Genomic DNA, 23,504 nt, shown 5'->3' with positions numbered 1-23,504 from the left:
GGCCGGTGTTATGTCTTCAATGCGGCCAGTGCCTCGTCGAGCGTCGCATACAGATCGACGACCTCGGCGATTCCGACCAGTTTGAGCGGCCGGCTCGTGGCCGGTCCGTCGGCGACGACGGAGAACCGCGCGGTGTCGCCCAGCTGTTCCCTGGCGGCCACCAGCACGCCCATCCCGGCAGATGCCAGGAATTCCACGGCGCTCATGTCGACAACGATGGCCGAGGGTGAGCTCTTGGCGGCAGAGGTGATCGCCTCTTCGAGTTTGGGTGCGGTGAGCATGTCGACAGTTCCGGCCACTGCCACCACAGTCACCTCACCGACACGGCTCTCCTCCACCGAGCAGCCTGCCGGGTCCGGTTGGCTGGTCATCTGGTCACCCTCCGACGTATCTCTTGCATCCATGGCGACGGCATCCAAGGAGGCGTCGCCAAATACTAACGGTGTAGTCGGACCTTCATGCCAGGGCCTCGTAGAACAGGGTGAGATAGCGCGCGGTACGGGGCGATCCTTCGACGCCCGCACCCATCCTGTTCATCACATAGGCGAACGTGGCGCGGTGATCGGGATTGCAGGTCTCCCACGAACCGCCCCAGCCGCCCCAAAAGCAGATCTTGCCGTCCGGGACATAGGGCACGGTCTGTGTCTGCGGCAGGCCGAAGCCGAGGCCCCAGCGCAGCGGGTGGCCGAGCAGCACCAGGTCGGGGCTCTCGAGTTGCAGCTCGAAGATCGACTCGACCGTCTCGGGCCGGAGCAGCTTGACCCCGTCGACCGTGCCGCCCAGCGAGATCGCCGACAGGATCCGGGCCAGCGACCGGGCGTTGCCGTGTCCGTTACCCGCGCCGATGTCGGCGGCGCGCCAGTCCGCGGTGTTCGCGATCTCCGGTGACGGCGTACCCGCGAACGTCTTGAGCGCGATCTCCGATATCTGGTCGAGCGGAATATCGAGGGGTTCGTCTGCCGCGATGATGTCAGCGACGCGGTGATGGTCTTCGGGACGCGCGCCGATCTGGAAGTCGGCGCCCAACGGTGCCGCGATCTCGTCACGGACGAACTCTTTGAGCGACTTACCGGTCACCCGGCGCAGCACCTCGCCGATCAGGTGGCCGTGGGTCAGCGCGTGGTATCCCGACGCGGTGCCCGGCTCCCACCACGGTGCCTGCGCGGCCAGCGCGGCCGTGGACTTCTCCCAGTCATAGCTGTCCTCGATCGCGAACGGCTGGTCCCAGCCGGCCAAACCTGAGCTGTGGGTCAGGAGGTGTCGAAACTCGATGTCCTGCTTGCCGTTTGCGGCGAATTCCGGCCAGTACTCGGCCACCGGTGTGTCGGCGGTGATCAGCCCGCGGTCGATCATCATGAGCCCGGACAGTGCGGTCACCGTCTTGGTGGACGAGAAGACGTTGACGATGGTGTCGGACTCCCACGTGCGGGTCCGGGCGGCGTCGGCGTACCCGCCCCACATGTCGACGACGAGTTCACCGTCGATGTCGATCGCGATGGCCGCCCCGATCTCCTCTCCACTGGTCAGCCCGTCTGCCAACGCATCGCGGATCGAAGAGAAGCGGGCATCGCAGTGGCCGTGTACGAGGTCGTCCATCGCGACATCATCGCCGGGCCAAGCCCATCACGGGCGCGATTCACCGAACGGGCGTGACCAGCTGCCCTGACTCCAGAAACCGGTCCAGATTGGTGATCTCGGCGGCGTGTTCGGCCAGAAATGCCTGCCGCTGGTCCCCGTCGGGCAGGGCATGGCGGTCCTCGGTCGGTGCAGGCCTGGCAGTGAAATCGCCCCGGTTTACCAGTTGTAGTAGCCGCCCTCGGGACCGAGCATGCGTTCCAGCCGGGCCCGGTTGATGCGGGCCAACTCGTTGCGGACCACCTTGCGTTCGGTGTCGCGGTCGTTGTGCAGCCGGTCGATGATCCCGGCCATGGCCCGGTGCGCGCAGCCGGCGCCCGATGTCGCGGCCGGGGCCGCTCCGTCTTCGACGAACATCACGAAGCCGAACCCGAACCGCTCGGCGTAGTGCTGGACCTCGGCGTTGAGCTGTGCCATCACCGCGGGATCGTCGTCCCACACCGAGCACTGTTCGCACACCGACTTCGGGCTGCGGGGACGCCGCCCGATGTGTGGATAGGCCTGCAGTACCCGGTCGATGGAATCCTCGCCGAGACTGAACAGCAGAGCATCGGCCTGCCGGAACAGTGCGGCATGGTCGGCGAACGGACGCCCACCGGCAAGATCGGTCGCCAGCACCACGCTGTAACAGCACTCGTACACGGCGTGCACTGCACGGCGCGTCGGCAACGCGTTGTACGCCTCAAGTCCCAGGCCCTGATGCATCAACACCTGGTCAAGCATGAGCGGCGCAGAGCACAGGGGGGTTACCCCGTGTTACAGCGAGGCTAAATCAGTGGGCTGCTCAGTGACCTTCGGTCTTGAACCGCTCGACCGAACGCTGCAACTCGGCCTCGGCCTCTTCGCGGCCCACCCAGTCGGCGGTCTTGACGAACTTGCCCGGCTCCAGGTCCTTGTAGTGCACGAAGAAGTGCTTGATCGCGTCGAGTTCGAACTGCGGCACGTCGCCGAGGTCCTGGATGTGGTCCCAGCGCGGGTCTCCGGCAGGCACGCACAGCAACTTGTCGTCGCCGCCGGCCTCGTCGGTCATCTTGAACATCGCCACCGGGCGGGCCTCGACGGTGCAGCCGGGGAACACCGACTCGGGCAGCAGCACCAGCGCATCCAGCGGATCGCCGTCCTCGCCGAGGGTGTCTTCGAAGAACCCGTAGTCGGCGGGGTAGCCGAATGCGGTGTAGAGGTAGCGGTCGAGCTTGACCCGGCCGGTTTCGTGGTCAACCTCGTACTTGTTGCGCGAACCCTTCGGGATCTCGATGACGACGTCGAACTTCACCGTCGCGGCTCCTTCGCATCTGCGGTCAGTCTTGGGTCGTCGGGCGACGACGCGGGTCAACCCTAATCGAGCGATAGTCTGGCCTAAACGGGTGGCTCGTTCCCACCACCGGCAGAGCAGGAGAAATATGCGGCCCACTCGGTGGCGGCAGTCCACCCATGTGGCGGTTGGCGTCGTGGTCTTGATGCTGGTCGCCGGTGTCGTCGCGCTTGCTGCCGTGCTCACCGGGCACCGTTCCAGTGATGCCGCGGCGGCCACACCTGCACCTCCGCCTGCGACTGCGAGCCCGGGGATCGTCCCGGTGGACATGTCGGCGCCGAGCCCGACCGTGAGCGGCCTGGCCGCCGCGCTGGCCCCGGCTCTGGCCAATCCCGATCTCGGTCTGGTGACCGGCCGGATCACCGACGCCGAGACCGGCGCCGAACTGTGGGAGCAGAATTCCGGGGTGCCGATGCAGCCGGCGTCGGTCAACAAGGTGCTGACCACAGCCGCAGCTCTGCTCACTCTGGACCGCAACGCCCGGCTGGCCACGACGGTACTGGCCGTCGACTCGCAACCCGGTCTGGTGGTGCTCAAGGGCGGCGGGGACACCACGCTCTCGGCGGCGCCGGACGACACCGATACCTGGTACAAGGGCGCGGCCCGCATCAGCGACCTCGCCGAGCAGGTGCGCGGCAGCGGGATCACGGTCACCGCGGTGCGGGTGGACACCAGCGACTACAGCGGCCCGACGATGGCACCGGGCTGGGATCCCGCCGACATCGAGGGCGGTGACATCGCACCGATGGAGCCGGTGATGCTCGACGGCGGACGCATCCAGCCGACGACGGTGGAATCCAGGCGTTCGACCACACCGGCACTCGACGCGGGCCGGGCCCTGGCCACCGCCCTGCGGGTGGACCCCGCGACGGTGACGGTGCTGCCCGCAGAGGTCTCGGGTGGCAGGCAGATCGCCGCGGTGCAGTCCGCGCCACTGATCGAGCGCCTGCGCCAGATGATGAACGAGTCCGACAACGTGATGGCCGAGTCGATCGCCCGCGAGGTCGCCGCACAACTGCACCGGCCGCAGAGTTTCGACGGTGGTGTCGACGCGGTGACGAGCCAACTCGAAGGCGTTGGCATCGACATGTCGGCCGCCAAGCTGGTCGATTCCAGCGGCCTGTCGACCGATGACCGGCTGACCGCCCGGATCCTCGACGAGGTGGTCAACCTCGCGGCGGGCAACACCGAACCGGCCATGCGGCCGCTGGTAGATCTGCTGCCCATCGCCGGGGGCAGCGGCACGCTGTCCAACCGCTACCTCGACACCGCTTCCGGCCGTGACGCCGCGGGCTGGCTGCGAGCCAAGACCGGATCGCTGACCGGGACCAACGCGCTGGCCGGCATCGTCACCGACGACAACGGCCGGGTGCTGACGTTCGCGCTGATCTCCAACAACGCCGGGCCCACCGGACGCACCGCGATCGACGAGCTGGCTGCCGTGCTGCGGTCGTGCGGATGTGGCACGTGAGCGACCGGGTCGCCGTGACCGCGGGCCGCGCGGTCGACTGGGACTTCGCCGCGACAGTCGGGGCGAAGCTGGCCCGGCCGGCCCCGGCAGCCACGGACTACACCCGCAACCAGGTGATCGAGCAGCTCTCGGAGAGTTCGAAGGCCGCCGAGCTGCCGGTGCGCGAGGTGACGGGTCTGATCGAGGGCGCGGAGGTGCCCGAGGCCCGGGTGGTGGACCGTCCCGAGTGGATCCGGGCGGCCACCCGTTCGATGCGGGTGATGACCACCGGGATCCAACCGGGCGACGAAACTGACGAGCACAAGCCGGGATTCATCACCGGGCGGGTGACCGGGGCGCAGACCGGTGCGGTGCTGGCATTCATCTCCTCGGGCATCCTGGGCCAGTACGACCCGTTCGGCCCCGAGGGCGGCGAGCTGTTGCTGGTGTATCCGAACGTCATCGCGGTGGAACGTCAATTACGGGTCACCCCAGCCGATTTCCGGTTGTGGGTGTGCCTGCACGAGGTCACCCACCGGGTCCAGTTCCGCGCCAACCCCTGGCTGGCCGACCACATGTCACAGGCCCTGGCGGTGCTGACCCAGGATGCCGGCGAGGACGTCACCGAGATGGTGGGACGGCTCGCGGAGTTTGTCCGGAACCAGCGCAATGGTCAAGCGCCGGACCCGAATTCGACCGGTGTGCTGGGCCTCATGCGTGCCGTGCAGGCCGAGCCTCAGCGCCGGGCACTGGATCAGCTGCTGGTGCTGGGCACGCTGCTGGAGGGGCACGCCGATCACGTGATGGATGCCGTCGGCCCGGCGGTGGTGCCCACGGTCTCGACGATCCGGCGTCGCTTCGACGAACGCAGGCAGCGTAAGCAGCCGCCGCTGCAGCGTCTCGTGCGCGCGCTTTTGGGCTTTGACGCCAAGATCAGCCAGTACACGCGGGGTAAGGCCTTCGTCGACCATGTGGTCACGACGGTCGGGATGGCCCGGTTCAACACGATCTGGTCGAACCCCGACACCCTGCCGCTGCCCGACGAGATCGACGAACCGCAGCGATGGATCGATCGGGTGCTGTAGCCGCACTGCGGCGGGCGGTGGCCGCCGCCGGCGAGCGGATCGACGGCGCGAGCTGGTGTGTGGCACTGTCCGGAGGCTCGGATTCCCTGGCGCTGACCGCGGTGGCCGCGGAGTTGCGGCCCACCACTGCGCTGATCGTCGACCACCGGTTGCAAGCCGGATCCGATGCTGTCGCCGACACCGCCCGCCGACAGGCGCTGAAACTGGGTTGTGTTGGGGCGCAGGTGCTTTCGGTCGACGTCGGCCGTGTCGGCGGCCCGGAGGCCGCTGCCCGTCAGGCACGCTATGCGGCCCTGGAAACCGCGCGGGACAACGCACCGGTACTCCTCGGGCACACCCTCGACGATCAGGCCGAGACGGTGCTGCTCGGGCTCGGCCGCGGATCGGGAGCGCGCTCGATCGCCGGTATGCGCCCGCACGACCCGCCGTGGCACCGGCCGCTGCTGGGGGTGCGGCGGGAACTGACCCGTACGGCGTGCGACGAACTCGGCGTCACCCCGTGGCAGGACCCGCACAATGCCGACCGGCGGTTCACCCGGGTGCGGTTGCGGCACGAGGTGCTGCCGCTGCTGGAGGACGTGCTCGGCGGTGGAGTGGCCGAAGCCCTGGCCCGCACCGCCACGGCGCTGCGGGAAGACACCGAGACGCTCGACGCGCTGGCCGGCGACGCGCTGGCGGCGACACGAACGGAGGCAGGCGGTCTGGACACGGCCCGGTTGTCGGCGTTGCCCGACGCGCTCCGGCGCCGGGTGATCCGGGCCTGGTTGCTGGCCGGTGGCGCGTGTGATCTGACCGACACCCAGATCCGCGCGGTGGACCGACTGGTGGCGGCCTGGCGTGGGCAGGGCGGGGTGGCCGTCGGTTCCGGGCTGCGCAAACAGCGGTTGTTCGCGGCGCGGCGGGCCGGCGTGCTGGTGATGCACACCGAACCCGTCTAGCGATCCGCGTTGGAATGCGGCCCCTTCACGTGGCACGCTGTTGCAGTGGCTGTCGACTCTGCCGAGCTGTATGCGGGAGACATCAAATCGGTGCTGTTGTCCGAGGAGCAGATCCGGACGCGCACCGTCGAACTCGCCGAGATGATCGCCGAGCAGTACCGCGACAATTTGGGCAACGACGACCTGCTGTTGGTCACCGTGCTCAAGGGCGCGGTCATGTTCGTCACCGATCTGGCCCGGACCATCCCGCTGCCGACGCAGCTGGAGTTCATGGCGGTCAGCTCGTACGGATCGTCGACCTCGTCCTCCGGCGTCGTCCGGATCCTCAAGGATCTCGACCGTGACATCAACGACCGCGATGTGCTGATCGTCGAGGACATCATCGACTCAGGTCTGACCCTGTCCTGGTTGCTCCGCAACCTCGCCACCCGTCACCCGCGCTCGCTCCGGGTGTGCACGCTGCTGCGCAAGCCCGAGGCCGTCAAGACCGAACTCGACGTCGCCTACGTGGGCTTCGACATCCCCAACGAGTTCGTCGTCGGCTACGGTCTGGACTTCGCCGAGCGCTACCGCGACCTGCCCTACATCGGCACTCTCGAACCGAAGGTGTACGAAGCGCACTAAGCCGGAGGCTTACAAAAGGCCGGGCTGCAGCGCAGAATTCGGTGCATGGCTGATACCTGCACGGCGCTTCGGATCTGCCCCTTCTGCGAGGCCACCTGTGGCCTCACGCTCACGATCTCCGACGGCCGGGTGACCGGTGCCCGCGGTGACCGCGACGACGTGTTCAGCGCGGGATTCATCTGCCCGAAAGGCGCCAGCTTCGGCGAACTCGACAACGACCCGGACCGATTGACTCACCCGCTGGTCCGCCGTGACGGCGTCCTGACCGAGGCCACCTGGGACGAGGCCTACTCCGTCATCACCGAGCGCCTCGGCGCCGTGATCGCCGAGCACGGCGGCGGCTCGGTCGGGGTATATCTCGGCAATCCGAACGCGCACACCGTCGCCGGCAGCCTGTACGCGCCGCTGATCATCAAGGGCCTCGGCACCCGGCAGGTGTTCAGCGCCAGCACGCTGGATCAGATGCCCAAGCACGTCGCACTCGGTCTGATGTTCGGCAGCCCGGTCGCGTTCACCGTGCCCGATCTCGACCGCACGGACTACCTCGTGATCATCGGCGCGAATCCGATGGTGTCCAACGGCAGCCTGGCCACCGCGGCCGATTTCCCCGGCAAGCTGCGGGCCCTGCGCAAGCGCGGCGGCAAGCTCGTCGTCATCGACCCCGCCCGCACCCAGACGGCCAAACTCGCCGACCGGCATCTCGCCCCGCGGCCCGGCACCGATGCGGCGCTGCTGTTCGCGGTGGTGCACGTGCTGTTCGAGGAGGATCTCGTCGATCTCGGTCGACTCGCCGAGCATGTCACCGGCATCGAGGAGGTCCGCGCGCTGGCGGACGAGTTCTCGCCCGAGGCCGTGGAGACAGCCTGCGGTGTGGGCGCCGAGGAGATCCGGGATCTGGCCCGCGAACTCGCGGCGGCGCCGACCGCGGCCGTCTACGGCCGGATCGGCACGTCGACGGTCGAGTTCGGGACCATCGGCAGCTGGCTCGTCGACGTCATCAACATCCTCACCGGCAACCTCGACCGCCCGGGCGGCGCGATGTTCGCGCTCGGGGCCGCCGCCCCCGCGCCGCGGCCACCGAAACCGGGCCGCGGTTTCCGGACCGGGCGGTGGGCCAGTCGGGTCTCGGGCTATCCCGAGGCGCTCTCCGAACTGCCCGCCGCCGCACTCGCCGAGGAGATCGACACCGCGGGCGAGGGCCAGATCAAGGCGATGATCACCATCGCAGGCAACCCGGTGCTGTCGGCGCCGGACGGCGACCGCCTCGACAAGGCCCTCGACAGCGTCGACTTCATGCTGAGCGTCGACCCCTACCTCAACGAGACCACGCGCCATGCCGACGTGATCCTGCCGCCGCCTCCGCCGTCGCAGAGCGCCCACTTCGACGTCGCGCTGAACAATCTCGCGGTACGCAACAACGTGCGGTACTCATCGCCGGCGCTGCCGCTCGACGGCCGGCCGGACGAGCCCGAGATCTTGTCTCGGCTCGCCCTCATCCTCTACGGCATCGGCGCCGACGGTGATCCCGCCCTCGTCGACGCCCAGGTGATCGCGACGACCCTGGCGAAAGAGGTCGCCAACCCCGATTCGCCCGTGGCGGGGCGCGATGTCGCCGAGCTCACCGCCATGCTGTACGAGGGGCCCGGCTACGAACGGCGCCTGGACATGATGCTGCGGATCGGGCCATACGGCGACGCCTTCGGCGCCAAGCCCGACGGGCTCACCATGGAGCGGTTGAAGGCCAACCCACACGGCATCGACCTGGGGCCGCTGCGACCGCGGATTTCCGAGATCCTCCGAACCCCAAGTGGGCGGATCGAACTCGCGCCCGAACCGATCGTCACCGACGTGGCCCGCCTGCGCGACGCCCTCGCCCGCTCCGCCGGCGGTTTCCTGCTGATCGGCCGACGCCACCTGCGGTCCAACAACAGCTGGATGCACAACCTCCCGGCGCTGTCGGGTGGCTCCAACCGGTGCACGCTGCAGATCCACCCCGACGACGCGGCCGATCTGGGGCTCACCGACATCGCCGTGATCAAGGGCCCTGGCGGTGAGCTGCTGGCCCCGATCGAGGTGGACGACGGCATGCGGCGCGGCGTGGTCTCGCTACCGCACGGCTGGGGCCACGACCGCAGTGGCACCGGGCAGCGGCTCGCGGCCAGTCATCCCGGGGCCAACGTCAATCAGCTCAACGACGGCACCCATCTCGATCCGCTGTCGGGCACTGCGGTGCTCAACGGGATTCCGGTCGACATCGCGCCGGCGGGCTGAGCTCCTTTGCGCCGAAACGGCATTCCAGCAGGCTCCTACTCGCACTTTCGCTGCTGGAATGCCGTTTCGGCGGGAACTAGGTCAGCTCCCAGATCACCGTCACCGAGAAGTTCACCGTCTGCTGACCGGGTTCCAGCGGAACCGCTTCCATCGCCGCGCGCGGCATCGGAGTGGGCGTGGGCGGGGTGGAGCCGCCGGACTGCTCGGATATCGAGATCACCTTGCCGAGGTGCATTCCGGACAACCCGGCGTACTGATCGGCGCGGTTCTTGGCGTCGTCGAATGCCCGGGCGCGGGCGTCGCGCACGAGATCCGAGTCGTCCTCGATCGAGTAGTCGACCGAGTTGATGCGGGTGGCGTCGCCGCCGGTGCCGGCGATCAAAGCCAAGGTCTGCGAAGCCTTGGCGGTGTCGCGGATCTTGACCTTGATCGCATTGCTGGCCTGGTAACCCGAGATCTTGCTGTCGGTGAACTGCGGCTGCACGCTGACCTGAGTGGTGCTGATGTCCTTGCGGTCGATGCCCGATCCGACCAGCGCGTCGATCACGGCCTGCTGGCGTTGGCTGGACTGGTTGAGCGCGCCTGACACGTCCGGGGCGGTGAACTCCATCGCCACGTCGGCCGTCAGGGTGTCCGGAACGCCCTGCACCTGACCGGATCCGACGACGGTCACCTGCCTGGCGCCGTCCGGCGCGCCCCCGGCGGGGCCTGAGGTCGTATCGCACGCGCTGGCGCTGACGGCGATCAATCCCGCCGCGGCAACGCCGAGGACCCGTAATTTCGCATTTCCGGCGATCGGCATGACCAAAACCCTACCGGGACGTCACGGCGTGACCAGGACTTTGCAGTGCCGCTCCGGCGAGGCGAGTTCGTCGAATGCGGTTGCGACGCCGTCGAGGCCGACGGTCCCGGTGATCATCGGTGCGACGTCGATCTCGCCCTCGGCGATGGCGCGCAGCGAGTTCGCGAACTCGGCCGGGTCGTAGCCGAACACGAACTGGATGTTGATCTGTTTGGTGATCGCGTAGAAGGGGTGCACGGTGTCGGGCTGCATGCAGACCCCGGCCACCACCAACCGGACGCCCGCGGGTGCGCGACGCAGCACGTCGTCGATGATTCCGGGGGCGCCGACCGCCTCGAACACCACTGCGGGCCGGCACTGATGAAACGGTGAATCCGAGGCCGGATCCAGCGTGGTGTGGGCGCCCATGGTGGCGGCGAGTTCGCGCCGGCCGGGGGAGAAGTCAGACGCCACAATGGTTTCCACGCCCCGGAGTTTCAAGGCGGCGATGATCGCGATGCCGACGGGGCCGCAGCCGACGACGAGTGCCGCCTCGCCCGGTTCGATGCGTGACGCGTTGACCGCATGCAGGCCGACCGCCATCGGTTCGGTGAGCGCGGCGTGCGCGGCGCTCAGACCGTTGGGCACTGGCAGCAGCAGAGGCGCCGACAGCAGCATCTTCTCGGCATAGCCGCCGACGGTGGTGTTGCTGTACACGATCGGTGAGATCCCGGCAGCAGAGATCAGCACCGGCACCGAGGTCACCAGCGTCCCGCTGGCAGGGGCGTCGGCTCCCGGGCCCGCGTCGAGGATCTCGGCACTGAACTCGTGGCCCATGTAGACATCGCCGGCCAGGTCGATGTCCATGTCGGGCATCCCCTCCAGGTCGGCGCTCGCAGCCAGCATGTCGGCGCCGTGGGTGGCGAAATGCAGGTCGGATCCGCAGATCCCGCAGGCCTTCACCTCGACCAGTACCTGCCCCGGGCCGGGCACCGGATCGGGTACGTCGTCGCGGACGATCATCCGCCCGTCACGTAGGACCGCGGCGCGCATCAGTTCTTCTCCTCGGAAGTGTGTTCGGTGATCGCGTTGACGATCGCCTGCCCGGCGCGGCCCAGCAGTTGATCCCGCATGCCCTTGGCCCAGTCATGCGACGCCCGTGCCGCCGTGAGTTGGCCTTTGAAGTGCGGGATCACCTCGCGGGCGAACAGTTCGTAGGAGTGGAACGTCGCCGCCGGCGGTGCCCAGTCGTGGCCGAGGAGCAAGAGGGTGCCGAACCCGCCGGAACGGTCCAGCAGGTCCTGGATGTAGGCGATCGCGTCGGCCGTGGTGCCGATGCAGCAATTGCCGCCTGCCGCATAGTTTTCCACGAACTCGTATGGGGAGCGCGTTCCCTCGACTTTCTCGGACAGCGGCACGAAACCGGCTGCGCCGAAGTAGTTGGCGAAATCCTGCAGGCCGTATGTGCAGTCCTCGATGGCCTGCTCGCGGGTATCGGCGAGATGGATGATGCCGAGCACCCGCCAGTCGGCCCGGTCTGGCTCGGGCCGACCAGATTTGGCGGCCTGATCGCGCACCGTGTCCCAGGTGGTCTCGATGGCCGCGTAGCCGCCGGGCACCGACATCGACAAGGACAGCAGTGACGTGCCCAAGGCGCCGGCCAGTCGTGGTCCGGACGGGGAAACCATTGCCGCGGTGGAGATCTCGGGATACGGCCAGGTGTAGGGACGGATGTGCAGCGCGGCGTCCCGCAGGGTGAACCAGTCGGTCTTGCGGTCGATCCGCTCGTCGGGCGCGGCGCGGAACAACGCCAGGATCGCCTCCAGGGATTCCTGCATCATCGGCCGCTGATCCACCGGGTCGATGCCCATCATGTAGGCATCCGACGGCAGCGCACCCGGTCCGGTTCCGAACATCACCCGGCCGCGGGTGAGGTGGTCGAGCAACACCCAACGGTCGGCCACCATGAGCGGGTGGTGATACGGCAGTGAGACCACGCCGGTGCCCAGCCGGATGTGCTTGGTCCGCTCGGCCGCGGCGGCGATGAACACCTCGGGGCAGGCGATGAGTTCGTAACCGCCGGAATGATGTTCGCCGAACCAGGCCTCGTCATAGCCGAGCCGGTCCAGCGCCTGGACCCGGTCCATGTCGTATTGCAGTGCGGTGGTGGGGGATTGGCCGACTGGGTGAAACGGCGTGATGAAGACGCCGAAGTTCAGCGGGCTCACTTGAGACCTCCCAGGAAATCGAGCAGTATCTCGTTCACCTCGTCGCTCCGTTCCTGCTGCAGCCAGTGCCCGGCACCGTCGATCAACACCTCGCGATAGTCGCCGGTCACCACGTCCCGCACGCGGTCGCGCGGGGTGAAGCTCAACACCGGATCGGCGGTGCCGGCCAGGAACAGGGTCGGCACGGTGATGGTCGACGCGGGCGTGGTCTCGGTCAGCTCCCAGTTCCGGTCGAAGTTGCGGTACCAGTTCAGCGGGCCAGTGAACCCGGTCTCGGTGAACGCCTGCACGTAGCGCTCGAACTCGTCGGCGCTGATCCAGTCCGGCAGCGGGGGCAGGGGCTGGTCGGCCAGGGTTTCGAGCGGTTCGCCGATACCTTGCATCGCCAGCGAGCGACGCAGGGAGTGCCGCGGGTCGGCACCGAGCTGCTCGTCCGCCACCCCGGGCTCCTGGAAGTGCAGGATGTAGAAGTAGTTGTCGCCGACGATCTTGCGCCAGATCTGCGTCGGCGGAGCCGGAGCCCGCGGGACCGGGGGCACACTCAGTGCGGCCACCGCGGTGACCCGGTCCGGGAAGAACAACGGAAAATTGGTGGCGACGGGCGAGCCCCAGTCATGGCCGATCAGCACTGCCTGCTCGGCGCCGACATCATCCAGCAACCCCGCGATGTCGGCGGTCAGCTCGGTGATGTTGTAGGCGTCGATCTCGTCGGGCCGGGACGAGCCACCGTAACCGCGCTGGTCGGGGGCCAGAACGTGATAGCCGGCCGCCGCCAGCACCGGGATCTGATGGCGCCACGAATAGGCCAGTTCGGGAAATCCGTGGGCCAGCACCACCACCGGATTTCCGCGTTCACCCGCCTCGGTCACCTTCAACGTCACGCCATTGGTATCGACTAACCGCTCGGTCGGTGTGAGCACGATCTCACCCAAGCACAGTGGTCCGCCGTCGGCTAGATACCGTCGGGAACTGCCGGACGTTGGTCTAGCGGTAGCCTTGAATGTCTCAACTGCGCACGTTGGAAGGACCGGGCCGAACTCGGCTGAGTGATCGATGAACCGCAAAAATGTGATCCGTACGCTGACCGTGATCGCGGTCGTGCTGTTGCTGGGCTGGTCGTTTTTCTATTTCAGCGACGACACCCGTGGCTACAAACCCGTCGACACCTCGGTGGCGGTGGCCCAGATCGGTGCCGACAACGTCAAGAACGCCCAGATCGACGATCGCGAGCAACAGCTGCGGCTCGACCTGAAGAGCGGCAAAGAAGAGACCGAGAACAGCGACAAGGTCATCACGAAGTACCCGACCGGCTATGCGGTGAAGCTCGTCGACCAACTCGATGCCAAGAACGTCAAGTTCGGCACCACCGTCAACCAGGGCAGCTTCCTCGGCTCGATGCTGATCTACATGCTGCCGCTGCTGTTGCTGGTCGGCCTGTTCGTGATGTTCTCCCGGATGCAGGGCGGCGGCGGCCGGATGGGCTTCGGCTTCGGCAAGTCGAAGGCCAAGCAACTCGGCAAGGACATGCCCAAGACCACGTTCGCCGACGTCGCCGGTGTCGACGAAGCGGTCGAAGAGCTCTACGAGATCAAAGACTTCCTGCAGAACCCGTCTCGCTATCAGGCGCTGGGCGCCAAGATCCCCAAGGGCGTGCTGCTCTACGGTCCGCCCGGAACCGGTAAGACCCTGCTGGCCCGCGCCGTCGCCGGCGAGGCCGGGGTGCCGTTCTTCACGATCTCCGGATCGGACTTCGTCGAGATGTTCGTCGGCGTCGGCGCCTCCCGCGTCCGCGACATGTTCGAGCAGGCCAAGGCCAACAGCCCGTGCATCATCTTCGTCGACGAGATCGACGCCGTCGGCCGCCAGCGCGGCGCAGGCATGGGCGGCGGCCACGACGAGCGTGAGCAGACGCTGAACCAGTTGCTGGTCGAGATGGACGGCTTCGGCGACCGCCAGGGCGTCATCCTGATCGCGGCCACCAACCGGCCCGACATCCTGGACCCGGCCCTGCTGCGCCCGGGCCGGTTCGACCGCCAGATCCCGGTGTCCAACCCCGACCTGGCCGGCCGTCGCGCGGTGCTCAAGGTGCACTCGGCGGGCAAGCCGATCGCCCCCGACGCCGACCTGGACGGGCTGGCCAAGCGGACCGTCGGCATGTCCGGCGCGGATCTGGCCAACGTGATCAACGAGTCCGCGCTGCTGACCGCCCGCGAGAACGGCACCGTCATCACCAGTGCGGCGCTGGAAGAAGCCGTGGACCGCGTCGTGGGCGGCCCGCGCCGCAAGGGCCGCATCATCAGCGAGCAGGAAAAGAAGATCACGGCCTACCACGAGGGCGGGCACACCCTGGCCGCGTGGGCGATGCCCGACATCGAGCCGATCTACAAGGTCACCATCCTGGCCCGCGGACGCACCGGCGGCCACGCCGTCGCGGTGCCCGAGGACGACAAGGGTCTGATGACCCGCTCGGAGATGATCGCCCGCCTGGTGTTCGCCATGGGTGGTCGCGCCGCCGAGGAACTCGTCTTCCGCGAGCCCACCACGGGTGCGGTGTCGGATATCGAGCAGGCCACCAAGATCGCCCGCGCGATGGTCACCGAGTACGGCATGAGCTCCAAGCTGGGCGCGGTGCGCTACGGCACCGAGCACGGAGACCCGTTCCTGGGCCGCACCATGGGCACCCAGGCTGACTTCGGTCACGAGGTGGCCCGCGACATCGACGACGAGGTGCGCAAGCTCATCGAGGCCGCGCACACCGAGGCGTGGGAGATCCTCACCGAGTACCGCGACGTGCTCGACACGTTGGCCGGCGAACTCCTGGAGAAGGAGACACTGCACCGCGCCGAGCTCGAGGCCATCTTCGGCGACGTGAAGAAGCGCCCCCGGCTGACCATGTTCGACGACTTCGGTGGCCGGGTGCCGTCGGACAAGCCGCCGATCAAGACCCCGGGTGAGATCGCCATCGAGCGCGGCGAGCCGTGGCCACCACCGGTGCCCGAGCCTGCGTTCAAGGCGGCCATCGCCGCCACCCGTGAGGCCGAGCGGGCCAAGGAGACCAACGGCGCCGGGGCCAACGGTGCCCCGCCGAACGGCGCGAACCAGAACGGTTCCACGCAACCCGATTACGGTGCACCAGCCGGCTGGCACGCCCCTGGCTGGCCGCCCCCGCCGTCGCAGCCTGGATACCAGCCGCCGCAGCAACAACAGCAACAGCCGGGCTACTGGTACCCGCCGCCGCATCCGTCGGGATGGCAGCAGCCCCATCCGTACCCGTATCAGCCTTATCCTCATCCCGGCCAGCCTGCTCCCAACGAGGAGGCGGGTCAGGATGGCGGTCATGAGCGGGCCGACCGGTCCAACCCGCCGGCCCACGGCTGATCCGAGAACGGAGGCTTCGATGTCGCAGTCGTTGCGCGAGCATCACAACAACACCGATACGGCGACGCGGGTGTTCGATCAACCGCGCGCCGAGGCGGCTGTACGTGAGCTGCTGATCGCCATCGGTGAGGACCCGGATCGTCAGGGTCTGCTGGATACCCCGGCCCGCGTGGCGCGTGCGTACAAAGAGCTGATGGCCGGGCTTTACACCGACCCGGACGCGGTGCTCAACACCACCTTCGACGAGGAGCACGACGAGCTCGTGCTGGTCAAGCAGATCCCGCTGTACTCCACGTGTGAGCATCACCTGGTGTCGTTCCACGGGGTGGCACACGTCGGGTACATCCCCGGGGTGGACGGCCGGGTGACCGGACTGTCGAAGATCGCGCGTCTGGTCGACCTGTACTCCAAGCGTCCGCAGGTGCAGGAGCGCCTGACCGCTCAGATCGCCGATGCGCTGATGCGCAAGCTCGATCCGCGCGGAGCCATCGTGGTGATCGAGGCCGAGCACCTCTGCATGGCCATGCGCGGGGTGCGCAAGCCGGGCGCGGTCACCACCACGTCGGCGGTACGGGGACAGTTCAAGACCGACAAGGCTTCTCGGGCCGAGGCGCTGGAACTGATCCTTCGGAAGTGAACCCACCCGAGCCGATGGACCTTCGCGGGCAGCGCGTGCAGGTCATGGGGGTGGTGAATGTCACCGACGATTCTTTCTCCGACGGTGGCAGGTTCATCGACCGCGACCGCGCGGTCGAACACGGACTGGCGCTGGCCGCGGCCGGGGCGGCGATCATCGACGTAGGTGGGGAATCGACCCGGCCCGGTGCGGTGCGCATCGACCCTGCGGTGGAGGCGTCCAGGGTGGCCCCCGTGATCGAAGCGCTTGCCTCCCAAGGCATCACGGTCAGCATCGACACCATGCACGCCGATGTGGCGAGGGTGGCGCTGGAACACGGCGCGCACATCGTGAACGACGTGTCCGGCGGCCTGGCCGACCCGAACATGGCGCCACTGCTCGCCGAGGCGAAGGTGCCGTGGATCCTGATGCACTGGCGTTCGGTCGGTGCCGAGCAGCCGCACCGTGCTCCGGCCTACGGAGATGTGGTGGCCGAGGTTCGGGCCGAACTGCTGTCCGCGGTCGACGCCGCGGTCGCGGCGGGCGTTGCCCCGGAGCGGTTGATCATCGACCCTGGGCTGGGATTCGCCAAGACCGCGCAGCACAATTGGGCCCTGTTGCATGCCTTGCCCGAATTCATCGCGACCGGGATCCCCGTCTTGGTCGGTGCGTCACGCAAACGCTTCCTCGGCGCCCTACTGTCCGGACCGGACGGAACCCTGCGGCCACCGGACGGTAGGGAGACCGCCACCGCGGCGATCTCGTTGCTGGCGGCCCAGCACGGAGCCTGGGGTGTTCGGGTGCACGATGTGGTGGCTTCCGTCGACGCGCTCGCCGTACTGGAAGCCTGGGAATCTGGAGGTCAGGTTGGCTGATCGGATTGAGTTGCGCGGCTTACGGGTTCGCGGCAACCACGGTGTGTTCGACCATGAACGCCGCGACGGCCAGGAGTTCGTCGTCGACATCACGGCATGGGTGGACCTGCGCCGGGCGGCGGCCACCGACGATCTCGCCGACACGCTCGATTACGGCGCACTGGCCCAGCTGGCCGCCGACATCGTCGCGGGCCCGCCGCGGAACCTGATCGAGACGGTCTCGGCCGAGATCGCCGACGCCGTCATGGCCGACGAGCGTCTGCACGCGGTCGAGGTTGTCGTGCACAAGCCGAGTGCCCCGATTCCGCTGACCTTCGACGATGTGGCGGTGGTGGCCCGCCGGTCGCGCCGTGGGGCTACCCAATGACATCCACCGTCCTTTCGATCGGGTCGAACATCGGCGACCGGCTGGCCCGATTGCAGTCAGTGGTCGACGGACTGGGGAACGCCGTTCGCGCCGTGTCGCCGGTGTTCGAGACCGACGCCTGGGGCGGAGTCGAACAGAGTCCCTTCCTGAATGCGGTACTGCTCGCCGATGACCCGGGCCTCGATTGCCACGACTGGCTGCGGCGCGGCCAGCGGCTCGAGGACGAGGCCGACCGGGTCCGGGAACAGAAGTGGGGTCCGCGCACCCTCGACGTGGACCTGGTCACCTGCCATGACGGTGACGTGGAGGTGCTGTCCCGCGACGAGGACCTGACGTTGCCGCACCCGCTGGCTCACCTGCGCGCCTTTGTCCTGATCCCGTGGCTGGCGGTGGATCCGGATGCCACGTTGACCGTCGTCGGCCGGTCCCGGCGGGTCGCACACCTGCTCGAGGAGATCGACCCCGCCGAACGCGCCGGGGTCAGGCCCACCGATCTGGCGCTGGACTTTCACACCGAACCGGCGGCCGACTGATGGGTCCGACCCGCAAGCGCGACCTGGCCGGCGCGGTGGCGGTCGTCGCCATCGTCGGTTACGTGCTGGTCGGAGTGCTCTACCGGTGGTTCCCGCCGCTCACGATCTGGACCGGGCTCTCCCTACTGGCGGTCGCTATCGCCGAGGCGGGCTGGGCGTTCTATGTGCGGGCCAGGATCAACGACGGACAGATCGGGGTCGGGGCGGGCCGGTTGCACCCGCTCACCGTCGCCCGGTCCGTTGTCATCGCCAAGGCCTCGGCCTGGGTCGGTGCCATCGTGGCGGGCTGGTGGATCGGGGTGCTGGTGTACCTGTTGCCGCGGCGCGGCGATCTGAGGGTGGCCGGCGAGGACACTCCCGGCGCGGTGGTGGCCGCGGTCAGTGCCGTGGCGCTGATCGTCGCGGCGGTGTGGCTGCAGCATTGCTGCAAGTCCCCGGAGGAACCGCCGGACAACGGCGATACCGCCACCGAGTGAACGATTTCGGCCAGGTAGTTGGCCGAATCGCCGCAGCGGTCCCCGGGCTAGATGACCCCTGACGGGTACAGTCGGCGCATGACCGTTCTGCCCCGCGGCGGCCGGCCACGGCGCGGCGGCCGAAGGCCAGGTTGGCTGCTCTTAACGGTATTGCTGGTGCTCGCCATTCTGGCCAGTTCCGCATTGGTGTTCACCGATCGCGTCGAGTTGCTGAAGCTCGCCGTCATCCTGGCCCTGTGGGCTGCCGTCGTGGCGGCCTTCGTCTCCGTCATCTACCGGCGCCAGAGTGACCTGGACCAGGCCAAGGCCCGTGATCTGAAGTTCGTCTACGACCTGCAGCTGGACCGCGAGATCTCGGCGCGGCGCGAGTACGAGCTGACCGTCGAGACCCAGTTGCGCCGGGAGCTGGCCTCCGAGCTGCGTGCCCAGGCCGCCGACGAAGTGGCCGCACTGCGCTCCGAGCTGGCCGCACTGCGGGCGAACCTCGAGATCCTGTTCGACACCGAGCTGGTGGACCGGCCGGCCATCGAGACCGACAAGAGCGCGGTGCGGACCGCGGGCCGGGTCACCGCCAGTCGCCTGGACATACCGGCGGTCGAGGTCACCGACATTCGCATGTCGCGCACGCAGGAAAGCCCGATCATCGATGTCCCGGCCGAACCGCATCCACCGGAGAGCGACTGGGGGACCTCGGGCGGGGTGCATCGGCTGCCGTCGCGGCCGACGCCTGCCGGTGAACCTGCCCGCCGTCGCCGGCGTCAGCCGGAACCGGCTCGTCAGCAAGAAACCCCGCGTCAGCCGGAACCCCCGCGACAGCCGGAACCCCCGCGACAGGAACCTCAGCCTCAGCCGCGGCCAGAACCGCAACCGGTGTCCCGGCCGGAACCCCGGCCGGAGCCCCAGCCGCGGCCGGAGGCGAAACCTCAGCCGGCCGCCCGCAGGCTGTCTGAGCCACCTTCGACCTGGGCGCCGCCTCCACCTCCGCCGACGATGCCGCCGATGCAGCCGTCACCCACCATCGAAGCGCCGGAACCCGAGCCCCCGAGCACGCCGGAACCGGCTGCCGAACCTGCCGCCACGGGCTGGCAACCGGCACCCGCCGAGGGGCAGTGGATTCCCGCGGGCGCGCCGGGCAGCAACTGGGCTGCGCCGGTGGCACAGAACGGCGCCGCACCTGAGTACGTCGGCCGGCGTCGCGCCCCCGAATCGAGCCCGGTGTCGGCTCCCGCTCCCACGGCCGAACCAGCGCAGGCCCCCGAACCGGCCCCCGAACCCGAACCGGCTCCGGCGCCCGCGATGTCGCCGGGCCAGGCCCCCGAACCGCCTCGGGGCCGTCATTCAGCCGGAGTCGATCCCGGTCGACCCGCGGCGGCTCAGCCGTCGCCGGCCTTGGTCACCGAGTCCTCGCAACCACCCGAGCCGCCGCGTCGGGCGTCGCGGCACCGCAGCGACGACGAGCCTGAGCCGCCGAACGGGCATCATGCCGACGGGCAGTCGGTGAACGACCTGCTGGCACGGTTTCAGGCAGGTCGCCCCGAAGGCGGGCGTCGCAGGCGCCGCGAGGAGTGAGCTAGTCTCGTGACGACCGTCCGGTACCCGCAACGCGGGACTGGAACGTAGAACTATTTCAACCTGTGAGGTCGTCTGCGATGCAGCAGCCCCCTGCGAACGGGTGGTCCCCGCCTGAGGGATTGCGTCCGGCCAGGCTCAGCGTCGGCGTCATTTCCGCTGGTCGGGTGGGCACAGCGCTGGGCTATGCGCTGGAACGCGTCGAACACGTGGTGGTGGCGTGCAGCGCGATATCCGAGGCGTCGCGGCTGCGCGCGCAGCGCCGGCTGCCCGAAACCTCCGTCCTGCCTGTTCCCGAGGTGGCCCAGCGGGCCGAACTGCTGCTGTTGACGGTCCCCGACTCTGAGCTGCCGTCTCTGGTGTCGGGTCTGGCCGCCACCGGTGCGGTACGGCCCGGCACGATCGTGGTGCACACCTCCGGTGCGAACGGGGTCACGGTGCTGGCCCCGTTGACCGAGCAGGGATGCATCCCGCTGGCCATCCATCCGGCGATGACCTTCACCGGCTCGGACGAGGACATCGCACGGCTGCCCGACACCTGCTTCGGGATCACCGCCGCCGATGAGGTGGGCTACGCGATCGGCCAGTCGCTGGTGCTCGAAATCGGTGGTGAGCCGTTCCGGGTGCCCGAGCACGCCAGAACGCAGTACCACGCGGCACTGGCGCATGCCAGCAACCACCTGGTCACGCTGGTGCTCGATGCGGTCGACGCCCTGCGGGCCGCGTTGCGCGGGCAGGAGCTGCTCGGTCAGGAACTCGTCGACGATGCCCCCGGTGGCCTGGCCGAACGTGTGGTGGGCCCGCTGGCCCGGGCCGCGCTGGACAACGCGATGCAACGCGGCCAGGCCGCGTTGACCGGACCCGTGGCACGCGGGGATGCCGCTGCGGTGACCGCACATCTGGAGGCGCTGCGCGCACTGGATCCTCAACTGGCCCAGGCATATCGGGCCGACTCACTGCGTACGGCCCAGCGTGCCCAGGCGCCTGCGGGCGTGCTCGCAGCTCTCCGGGAGACGAGCCCGGAAACAGGTCCCGAAAACCGCCCTGAAACGAGTCACAGATGACCCCCAGCACCACGCCCAAGTTCGTCGCCGGCGAGCTGAACGTCTATTCGGCACCCGCCGACGTCGCAGCCGTCACCCGAGCCCTGCGCACCAGCGGGCGCCGGGTCACCCTCGTGCCCACCATGGGTGCATTACACGAAGGTCACCTGACTTTGATCCGGGCGGCCAAGCGCGTGCCCGGCGCGGTCGTCGTCGTGTCGATCTTCGTCAACCCGCTGCAGTTCGGGCCGGGCGAGGACCTCGACGCCTATCCGCGGACCCTCGATGAGGACCTGGCCGCGCTGCGTGCCGAAGGCGTCGAGATCGCTTTCACCCCAACGGGTTCGGACATGTATCCCAACGGTCCCCGCACCAGTGTGCAGCCCGGGGCGGCCGGCGATGAACTCGAAGGCGCGTCGCGCCAGGGGCACTTCGCCGGTGTGCTGACGGTCGTGCTCAAGCTGCTGCAGATCGTCCGGCCGGACCGGGCCTTCTTCGGCGAAAAGGACTACCAGCAACTGGCATTGATCCGGCAGATGGTCACCGATCTCAACGTCGACGTACAGATCGTCGGGGTGCCCATCGTCCGGGAATCCGACGGACTGGCGATGTCGTCGCGCAACCGGTACCTCGATGCCGACGAGCGGGAACAGGCCGGTGCGTTGTCGGCGGCCCTGCTGGCCGGCAAGTATGCGGCGGCGGGCGGGGCATCGGCGGCGGTCGATGCGGCGCGGGCGGTCCTCGACGAGGTGCCCGCCATCGACGTCGACTACCTGGAGGTGCGTGACCCGATGCTGGGCCCCGCGCCGAGTGAAGGCCAGGCCCGGCTGCTGGTGGCCGCCCGACTGGGCCGAACTCGACTGCTGGACAACATCTCTGTCGACATCGGAGCGTCGGCGGGAATCGACGGACATCCTCGCGTCGGCGACGGCGAGAGTCACGAACTGCCCTGGAGGAACTGATGCAGCGCACCATGCTGAAATCGAAGATTCACCGCGCCACGGTGACGCAGGCCGACCTGCACTACGTCGGCTCGGTGACCATCGACGCCGACCTGATGGAGGCGGCCGACCTGCTCGAAGGCGAGCAGGTGACGATCGTCGACATCGACAACGGTGCCCGCCTGGTCACGTACGCCATCACCGGCGAGCGTGGCACCGGGGTGATCGGGATCAACGGTGCCGCAGCGCATCTCATCCACCCGGGCGATCTGGTCATCCTGATCGCCTACGGCGTGATGGAGGATGCCGAGGCCCGCGCCTATCGGCCGCGGATCGTGTTCGTCGACGCCGACAACAAGCAGGTCGACCTCGGTGAGCACGGCCACGATCCGGCCTACGTTCCCGAGGACGTGTCCGAACTGATGTCGCCGCGCTGATGCTGCTCGCCATCGATGTCCGCAACACCCACACCATCGTCGGGCTGATCTCCGGTTCAGGGGATCACGCGAAAGTGGTGCAGCAGTGGCGGATCCGGACCGAGTCCGAGGTGACTGCCGACGAGTTGGCGCTCACCCTCGACGGCCTGATCGGTGACGACTCCGAGCATCTGACCGGGGCCGCCGGACTGTCGACGGTGCCGTCGGTGCTGCATGAGGTGCGCCTGATGCTCGAGCAGTATTGGCCGACGGTGCCGCACGTGCTGATCGAACCCGGTGTGCGGACGGGTATCCCGCTGTTGGTCGACAACCCCAAGGAAGTCGGCGCGGACCGGATCGTGAACTGCCTTGCCGCCTATCACAAGTACGGCACGGCGGCGATCATCGTCGATTTCGGCTCGTCGATCTGTGTCGACGTGGTGTCGGCCAAGGGAGAGTTCCTGGGTGGGGCGATCGCGCCCGGTGTTCAGGTGTCCTCCGATGCGGCCGCGGCCCGCTCGGCGGCACTGCGGCGGGTCGAGCTGACCCGTCCGCGTTCGGTGATCGGCAAGAACACTGTCGAGTGCATGCAGGCCGGCGCGGTTTTCGGGTTCGCCGGACTGGTCGACGGGCTGGTCCACCGGATCCGCGAGGATGTCGACGGATTCGCCGGCGACGACGTCGCGGTGGTGGCCACCGGCTACACCGCGCCGCTGGTGCTGCCGGACCTGCGCACAGTCGAGCACTACGACCGCCACCTCACACTCGACGGCCTGCGGTTGGTGTTCGAGCGCAACCGCGACAGCCAGCGCGGCCGGCTCAAGCCCGCCAGGTGAGCAGAACCAATTCGCCTTTGTTGTGAGGTTGTGCACACCGGGGCGGCAGTCTGTCCCCGTCAGAGTGCGGATAGCCCCTGCCGGCTCGTCGGCGTGCAATTGTGCGTTCGCGTGTTCATTTAAGCTGGCA

Annotated in this window: 24 protein-coding genes; 16 read left to right on the top strand and 8 right to left on the bottom strand. The window is 68.4% G+C overall.

Annotated features, from left to right (window positions below; genetic code table 11):
• Nucleotides 1–8 precede the first annotated feature (8 nt).
• The 4 genes from AC4ELH_RS25410 to AC4ELH_RS25395 all read right to left on the bottom strand — a co-directional run bounded on the left by AC4ELH_RS25410 (nt 9) and on the right by AC4ELH_RS25395 (nt 2,908).
• Nucleotides 9–371 (bottom strand): STAS domain-containing protein, encoded by a 363-nt coding sequence (locus AC4ELH_RS25410; RefSeq protein ID WP_064958147.1) that lies wholly within the window; start codon nt 369–371, stop codon nt 9–11.
• An 85-nt stretch (nt 372–456) separates the two neighbouring features.
• On the bottom strand, nt 457–1,596 hold the full coding sequence (locus tag AC4ELH_RS25405; RefSeq protein ID WP_498887502.1) for a serine hydrolase domain-containing protein: 1,140 nt from the start codon (nt 1,594–1,596) through the stop codon (nt 457–459).
• Between the two features lie 198 nt (nt 1,597–1,794).
• Nucleotides 1,795–2,340 carry a 2-oxo-4-hydroxy-4-carboxy-5-ureidoimidazoline decarboxylase gene (locus tag AC4ELH_RS25400; RefSeq protein ID WP_498887622.1) on the bottom strand — a complete coding sequence of 182 codons (546 nt, stop codon included), beginning with the start codon at nt 2,338–2,340 and terminating at the stop codon, nt 1,795–1,797.
• A 79-nt stretch (nt 2,341–2,419) separates the two neighbouring features.
• On the bottom strand, nt 2,420–2,908 hold the full coding sequence (locus AC4ELH_RS25395; protein ID WP_064883966.1) for an inorganic diphosphatase: 489 nt from the start codon (nt 2,906–2,908) through the stop codon (nt 2,420–2,422).
• 127 nt (nt 2,909–3,035) lie between these two features.
• Here AC4ELH_RS25395 and dacB point away from each other — a divergent pair, with 127 nt between their 5' ends.
• From dacB to AC4ELH_RS25370, 5 genes are read left to right on the top strand one after another with little or no spacing between them, the layout of a single operon-like run.
• Nucleotides 3,036–4,418 (top strand): D-alanyl-D-alanine carboxypeptidase/D-alanyl-D-alanine endopeptidase, encoded by a 1,383-nt coding sequence (gene dacB, locus AC4ELH_RS25390; RefSeq protein WP_064958146.1) that lies wholly within the window; start codon nt 3,036–3,038, stop codon nt 4,416–4,418.
• Entirely contained in the window at nt 4,406–5,482 is a 1,077-nt protein-coding gene (locus AC4ELH_RS25385; RefSeq protein ID WP_463791815.1) for a zinc-dependent metalloprotease, read from the top strand. Before dacB ends, AC4ELH_RS25385 begins: the two co-directional genes overlap by 13 nt.
• A complete protein-coding gene (tilS, locus tag AC4ELH_RS25380) occupies nt 5,461–6,420 on the top strand; it encodes a tRNA lysidine(34) synthetase TilS (RefSeq protein WP_498887499.1) in 960 nt (319 codons plus the stop codon). The genes AC4ELH_RS25385 and tilS overlap by 22 nt, the downstream gene beginning before the upstream one ends.
• Before the next feature lie 45 nt (nt 6,421–6,465).
• Entirely contained in the window at nt 6,466–7,044 is a 579-nt protein-coding gene (gene hpt / locus AC4ELH_RS25375; protein WP_498887497.1) for a hypoxanthine phosphoribosyltransferase, read from the top strand.
• A gap of 45 nt (nt 7,045–7,089) precedes the next feature.
• Nucleotides 7,090–9,315, top strand: coding sequence for a molybdopterin oxidoreductase family protein (locus AC4ELH_RS25370; protein WP_498887495.1), 2,226 nt, complete (start codon nt 7,090–7,092; stop codon nt 9,313–9,315).
• A gap of 76 nt (nt 9,316–9,391) precedes the next feature.
• Here the strand turns inward: AC4ELH_RS25370 and AC4ELH_RS25365 are convergent, their stop codons facing one another.
• Genes AC4ELH_RS25365 through AC4ELH_RS25350 form a run of 4 tightly spaced genes read right to left on the bottom strand, consistent with a single transcriptional unit; the run spans nt 9,392 to nt 13,244 of the window.
• Nucleotides 9,392–10,117 carry an SIMPL domain-containing protein gene (locus tag AC4ELH_RS25365; protein WP_064883956.1) on the bottom strand — a complete coding sequence of 242 codons (726 nt, stop codon included), beginning with the start codon at nt 10,115–10,117 and terminating at the stop codon, nt 9,392–9,394.
• A gap of 21 nt (nt 10,118–10,138) precedes the next feature.
• Nucleotides 10,139–11,149 carry a zinc-binding dehydrogenase gene (locus AC4ELH_RS25360; RefSeq protein WP_498887493.1) on the bottom strand — a complete coding sequence of 337 codons (1,011 nt, stop codon included), beginning with the start codon at nt 11,147–11,149 and terminating at the stop codon, nt 10,139–10,141.
• Nucleotides 11,149–12,324 (bottom strand): LLM class flavin-dependent oxidoreductase, encoded by a 1,176-nt coding sequence (locus AC4ELH_RS25355; RefSeq protein WP_498887491.1) that lies wholly within the window; start codon nt 12,322–12,324, stop codon nt 11,149–11,151. Before AC4ELH_RS25355 ends, AC4ELH_RS25360 begins: the two co-directional genes overlap by 1 nt.
• Nucleotides 12,321–13,244 (bottom strand): alpha/beta fold hydrolase, encoded by a 924-nt coding sequence (locus AC4ELH_RS25350; RefSeq protein WP_498887489.1) that lies wholly within the window; start codon nt 13,242–13,244, stop codon nt 12,321–12,323. The genes AC4ELH_RS25355 and AC4ELH_RS25350 overlap by 4 nt, the downstream gene beginning before the upstream one ends.
• Before the next feature lie 133 nt (nt 13,245–13,377).
• On the opposite strand from AC4ELH_RS25350, the gene ftsH reads away from it, so the two are divergent.
• The 11 genes from ftsH to AC4ELH_RS25295 all read left to right on the top strand — a co-directional run bounded on the left by ftsH (nt 13,378) and on the right by AC4ELH_RS25295 (nt 23,374).
• Nucleotides 13,378–15,702: an ATP-dependent zinc metalloprotease FtsH gene (gene ftsH, locus AC4ELH_RS25345; RefSeq protein ID WP_448445416.1), complete on the top strand. Its 2,325-nt coding sequence runs from the start codon at nt 13,378–13,380 to the stop codon at nt 15,700–15,702.
• A 19-nt stretch (nt 15,703–15,721) separates the two neighbouring features.
• Nucleotides 15,722–16,339, top strand: a complete 618-nt coding sequence (gene folE / locus AC4ELH_RS25340) for a GTP cyclohydrolase I FolE (protein WP_044520882.1) — start codon at nt 15,722–15,724, stop codon at nt 16,337–16,339.
• A gap of 14 nt (nt 16,340–16,353) precedes the next feature.
• Nucleotides 16,354–17,193: a dihydropteroate synthase gene (gene folP, locus AC4ELH_RS25335; RefSeq protein ID WP_448445654.1), complete on the top strand. Its 840-nt coding sequence runs from the start codon at nt 16,354–16,356 to the stop codon at nt 17,191–17,193.
• The gene (folB, locus tag AC4ELH_RS25330; RefSeq protein WP_448445418.1) at nt 17,186–17,560 is read left to right on the top strand and encodes a dihydroneopterin aldolase; all 375 of its coding nucleotides are present in this window, start codon (nt 17,186–17,188) and stop codon (nt 17,558–17,560) included. Before folP ends, folB begins: the two co-directional genes overlap by 8 nt.
• Nucleotides 17,557–18,093 carry a 2-amino-4-hydroxy-6-hydroxymethyldihydropteridine diphosphokinase gene (folK, locus tag AC4ELH_RS25325; RefSeq protein ID WP_064958137.1) on the top strand — a complete coding sequence of 179 codons (537 nt, stop codon included), beginning with the start codon at nt 17,557–17,559 and terminating at the stop codon, nt 18,091–18,093. The genes folB and folK overlap by 4 nt, the downstream gene beginning before the upstream one ends.
• Nucleotides 18,093–18,569, top strand: coding sequence for a DUF3180 domain-containing protein (locus AC4ELH_RS25320; protein WP_064883945.1), 477 nt, complete (start codon nt 18,093–18,095; stop codon nt 18,567–18,569). The genes folK and AC4ELH_RS25320 overlap by 1 nt, the downstream gene beginning before the upstream one ends.
• Before the next feature lie 78 nt (nt 18,570–18,647).
• Nucleotides 18,648–20,138, top strand: a complete 1,491-nt coding sequence (locus tag AC4ELH_RS25315; protein ID WP_498887485.1) for a DUF6779 domain-containing protein — start codon at nt 18,648–18,650, stop codon at nt 20,136–20,138.
• Nucleotides 20,139–20,218: 80 nt separating this feature from the next.
• Nucleotides 20,219–21,202 (top strand): Rossmann-like and DUF2520 domain-containing protein, encoded by a 984-nt coding sequence (locus AC4ELH_RS25310; protein ID WP_498887483.1) that lies wholly within the window; start codon nt 20,219–20,221, stop codon nt 21,200–21,202.
• Nucleotides 21,199–22,143: a pantoate--beta-alanine ligase gene (gene panC, locus AC4ELH_RS25305; protein WP_064958134.1), complete on the top strand. Its 945-nt coding sequence runs from the start codon at nt 21,199–21,201 to the stop codon at nt 22,141–22,143. Before AC4ELH_RS25310 ends, panC begins: the two co-directional genes overlap by 4 nt.
• The gene (panD, locus tag AC4ELH_RS25300; RefSeq protein WP_064883940.1) at nt 22,143–22,559 is read left to right on the top strand and encodes an aspartate 1-decarboxylase; all 417 of its coding nucleotides are present in this window, start codon (nt 22,143–22,145) and stop codon (nt 22,557–22,559) included. The genes panC and panD overlap by 1 nt, the downstream gene beginning before the upstream one ends.
• On the top strand, nt 22,559–23,374 hold the full coding sequence (locus AC4ELH_RS25295) for a type III pantothenate kinase (protein ID WP_064883937.1): 816 nt from the start codon (nt 22,559–22,561) through the stop codon (nt 23,372–23,374). The genes panD and AC4ELH_RS25295 overlap by 1 nt, the downstream gene beginning before the upstream one ends.
• Nucleotides 23,375–23,504: the final 130 nt, after the last annotated feature.

The sequence above is a fragment of the Mycobacterium shunyiense genome, assembly GCF_058270075.1.
This window is presented reverse-complemented; position numbering and strand designations above follow the sequence as displayed.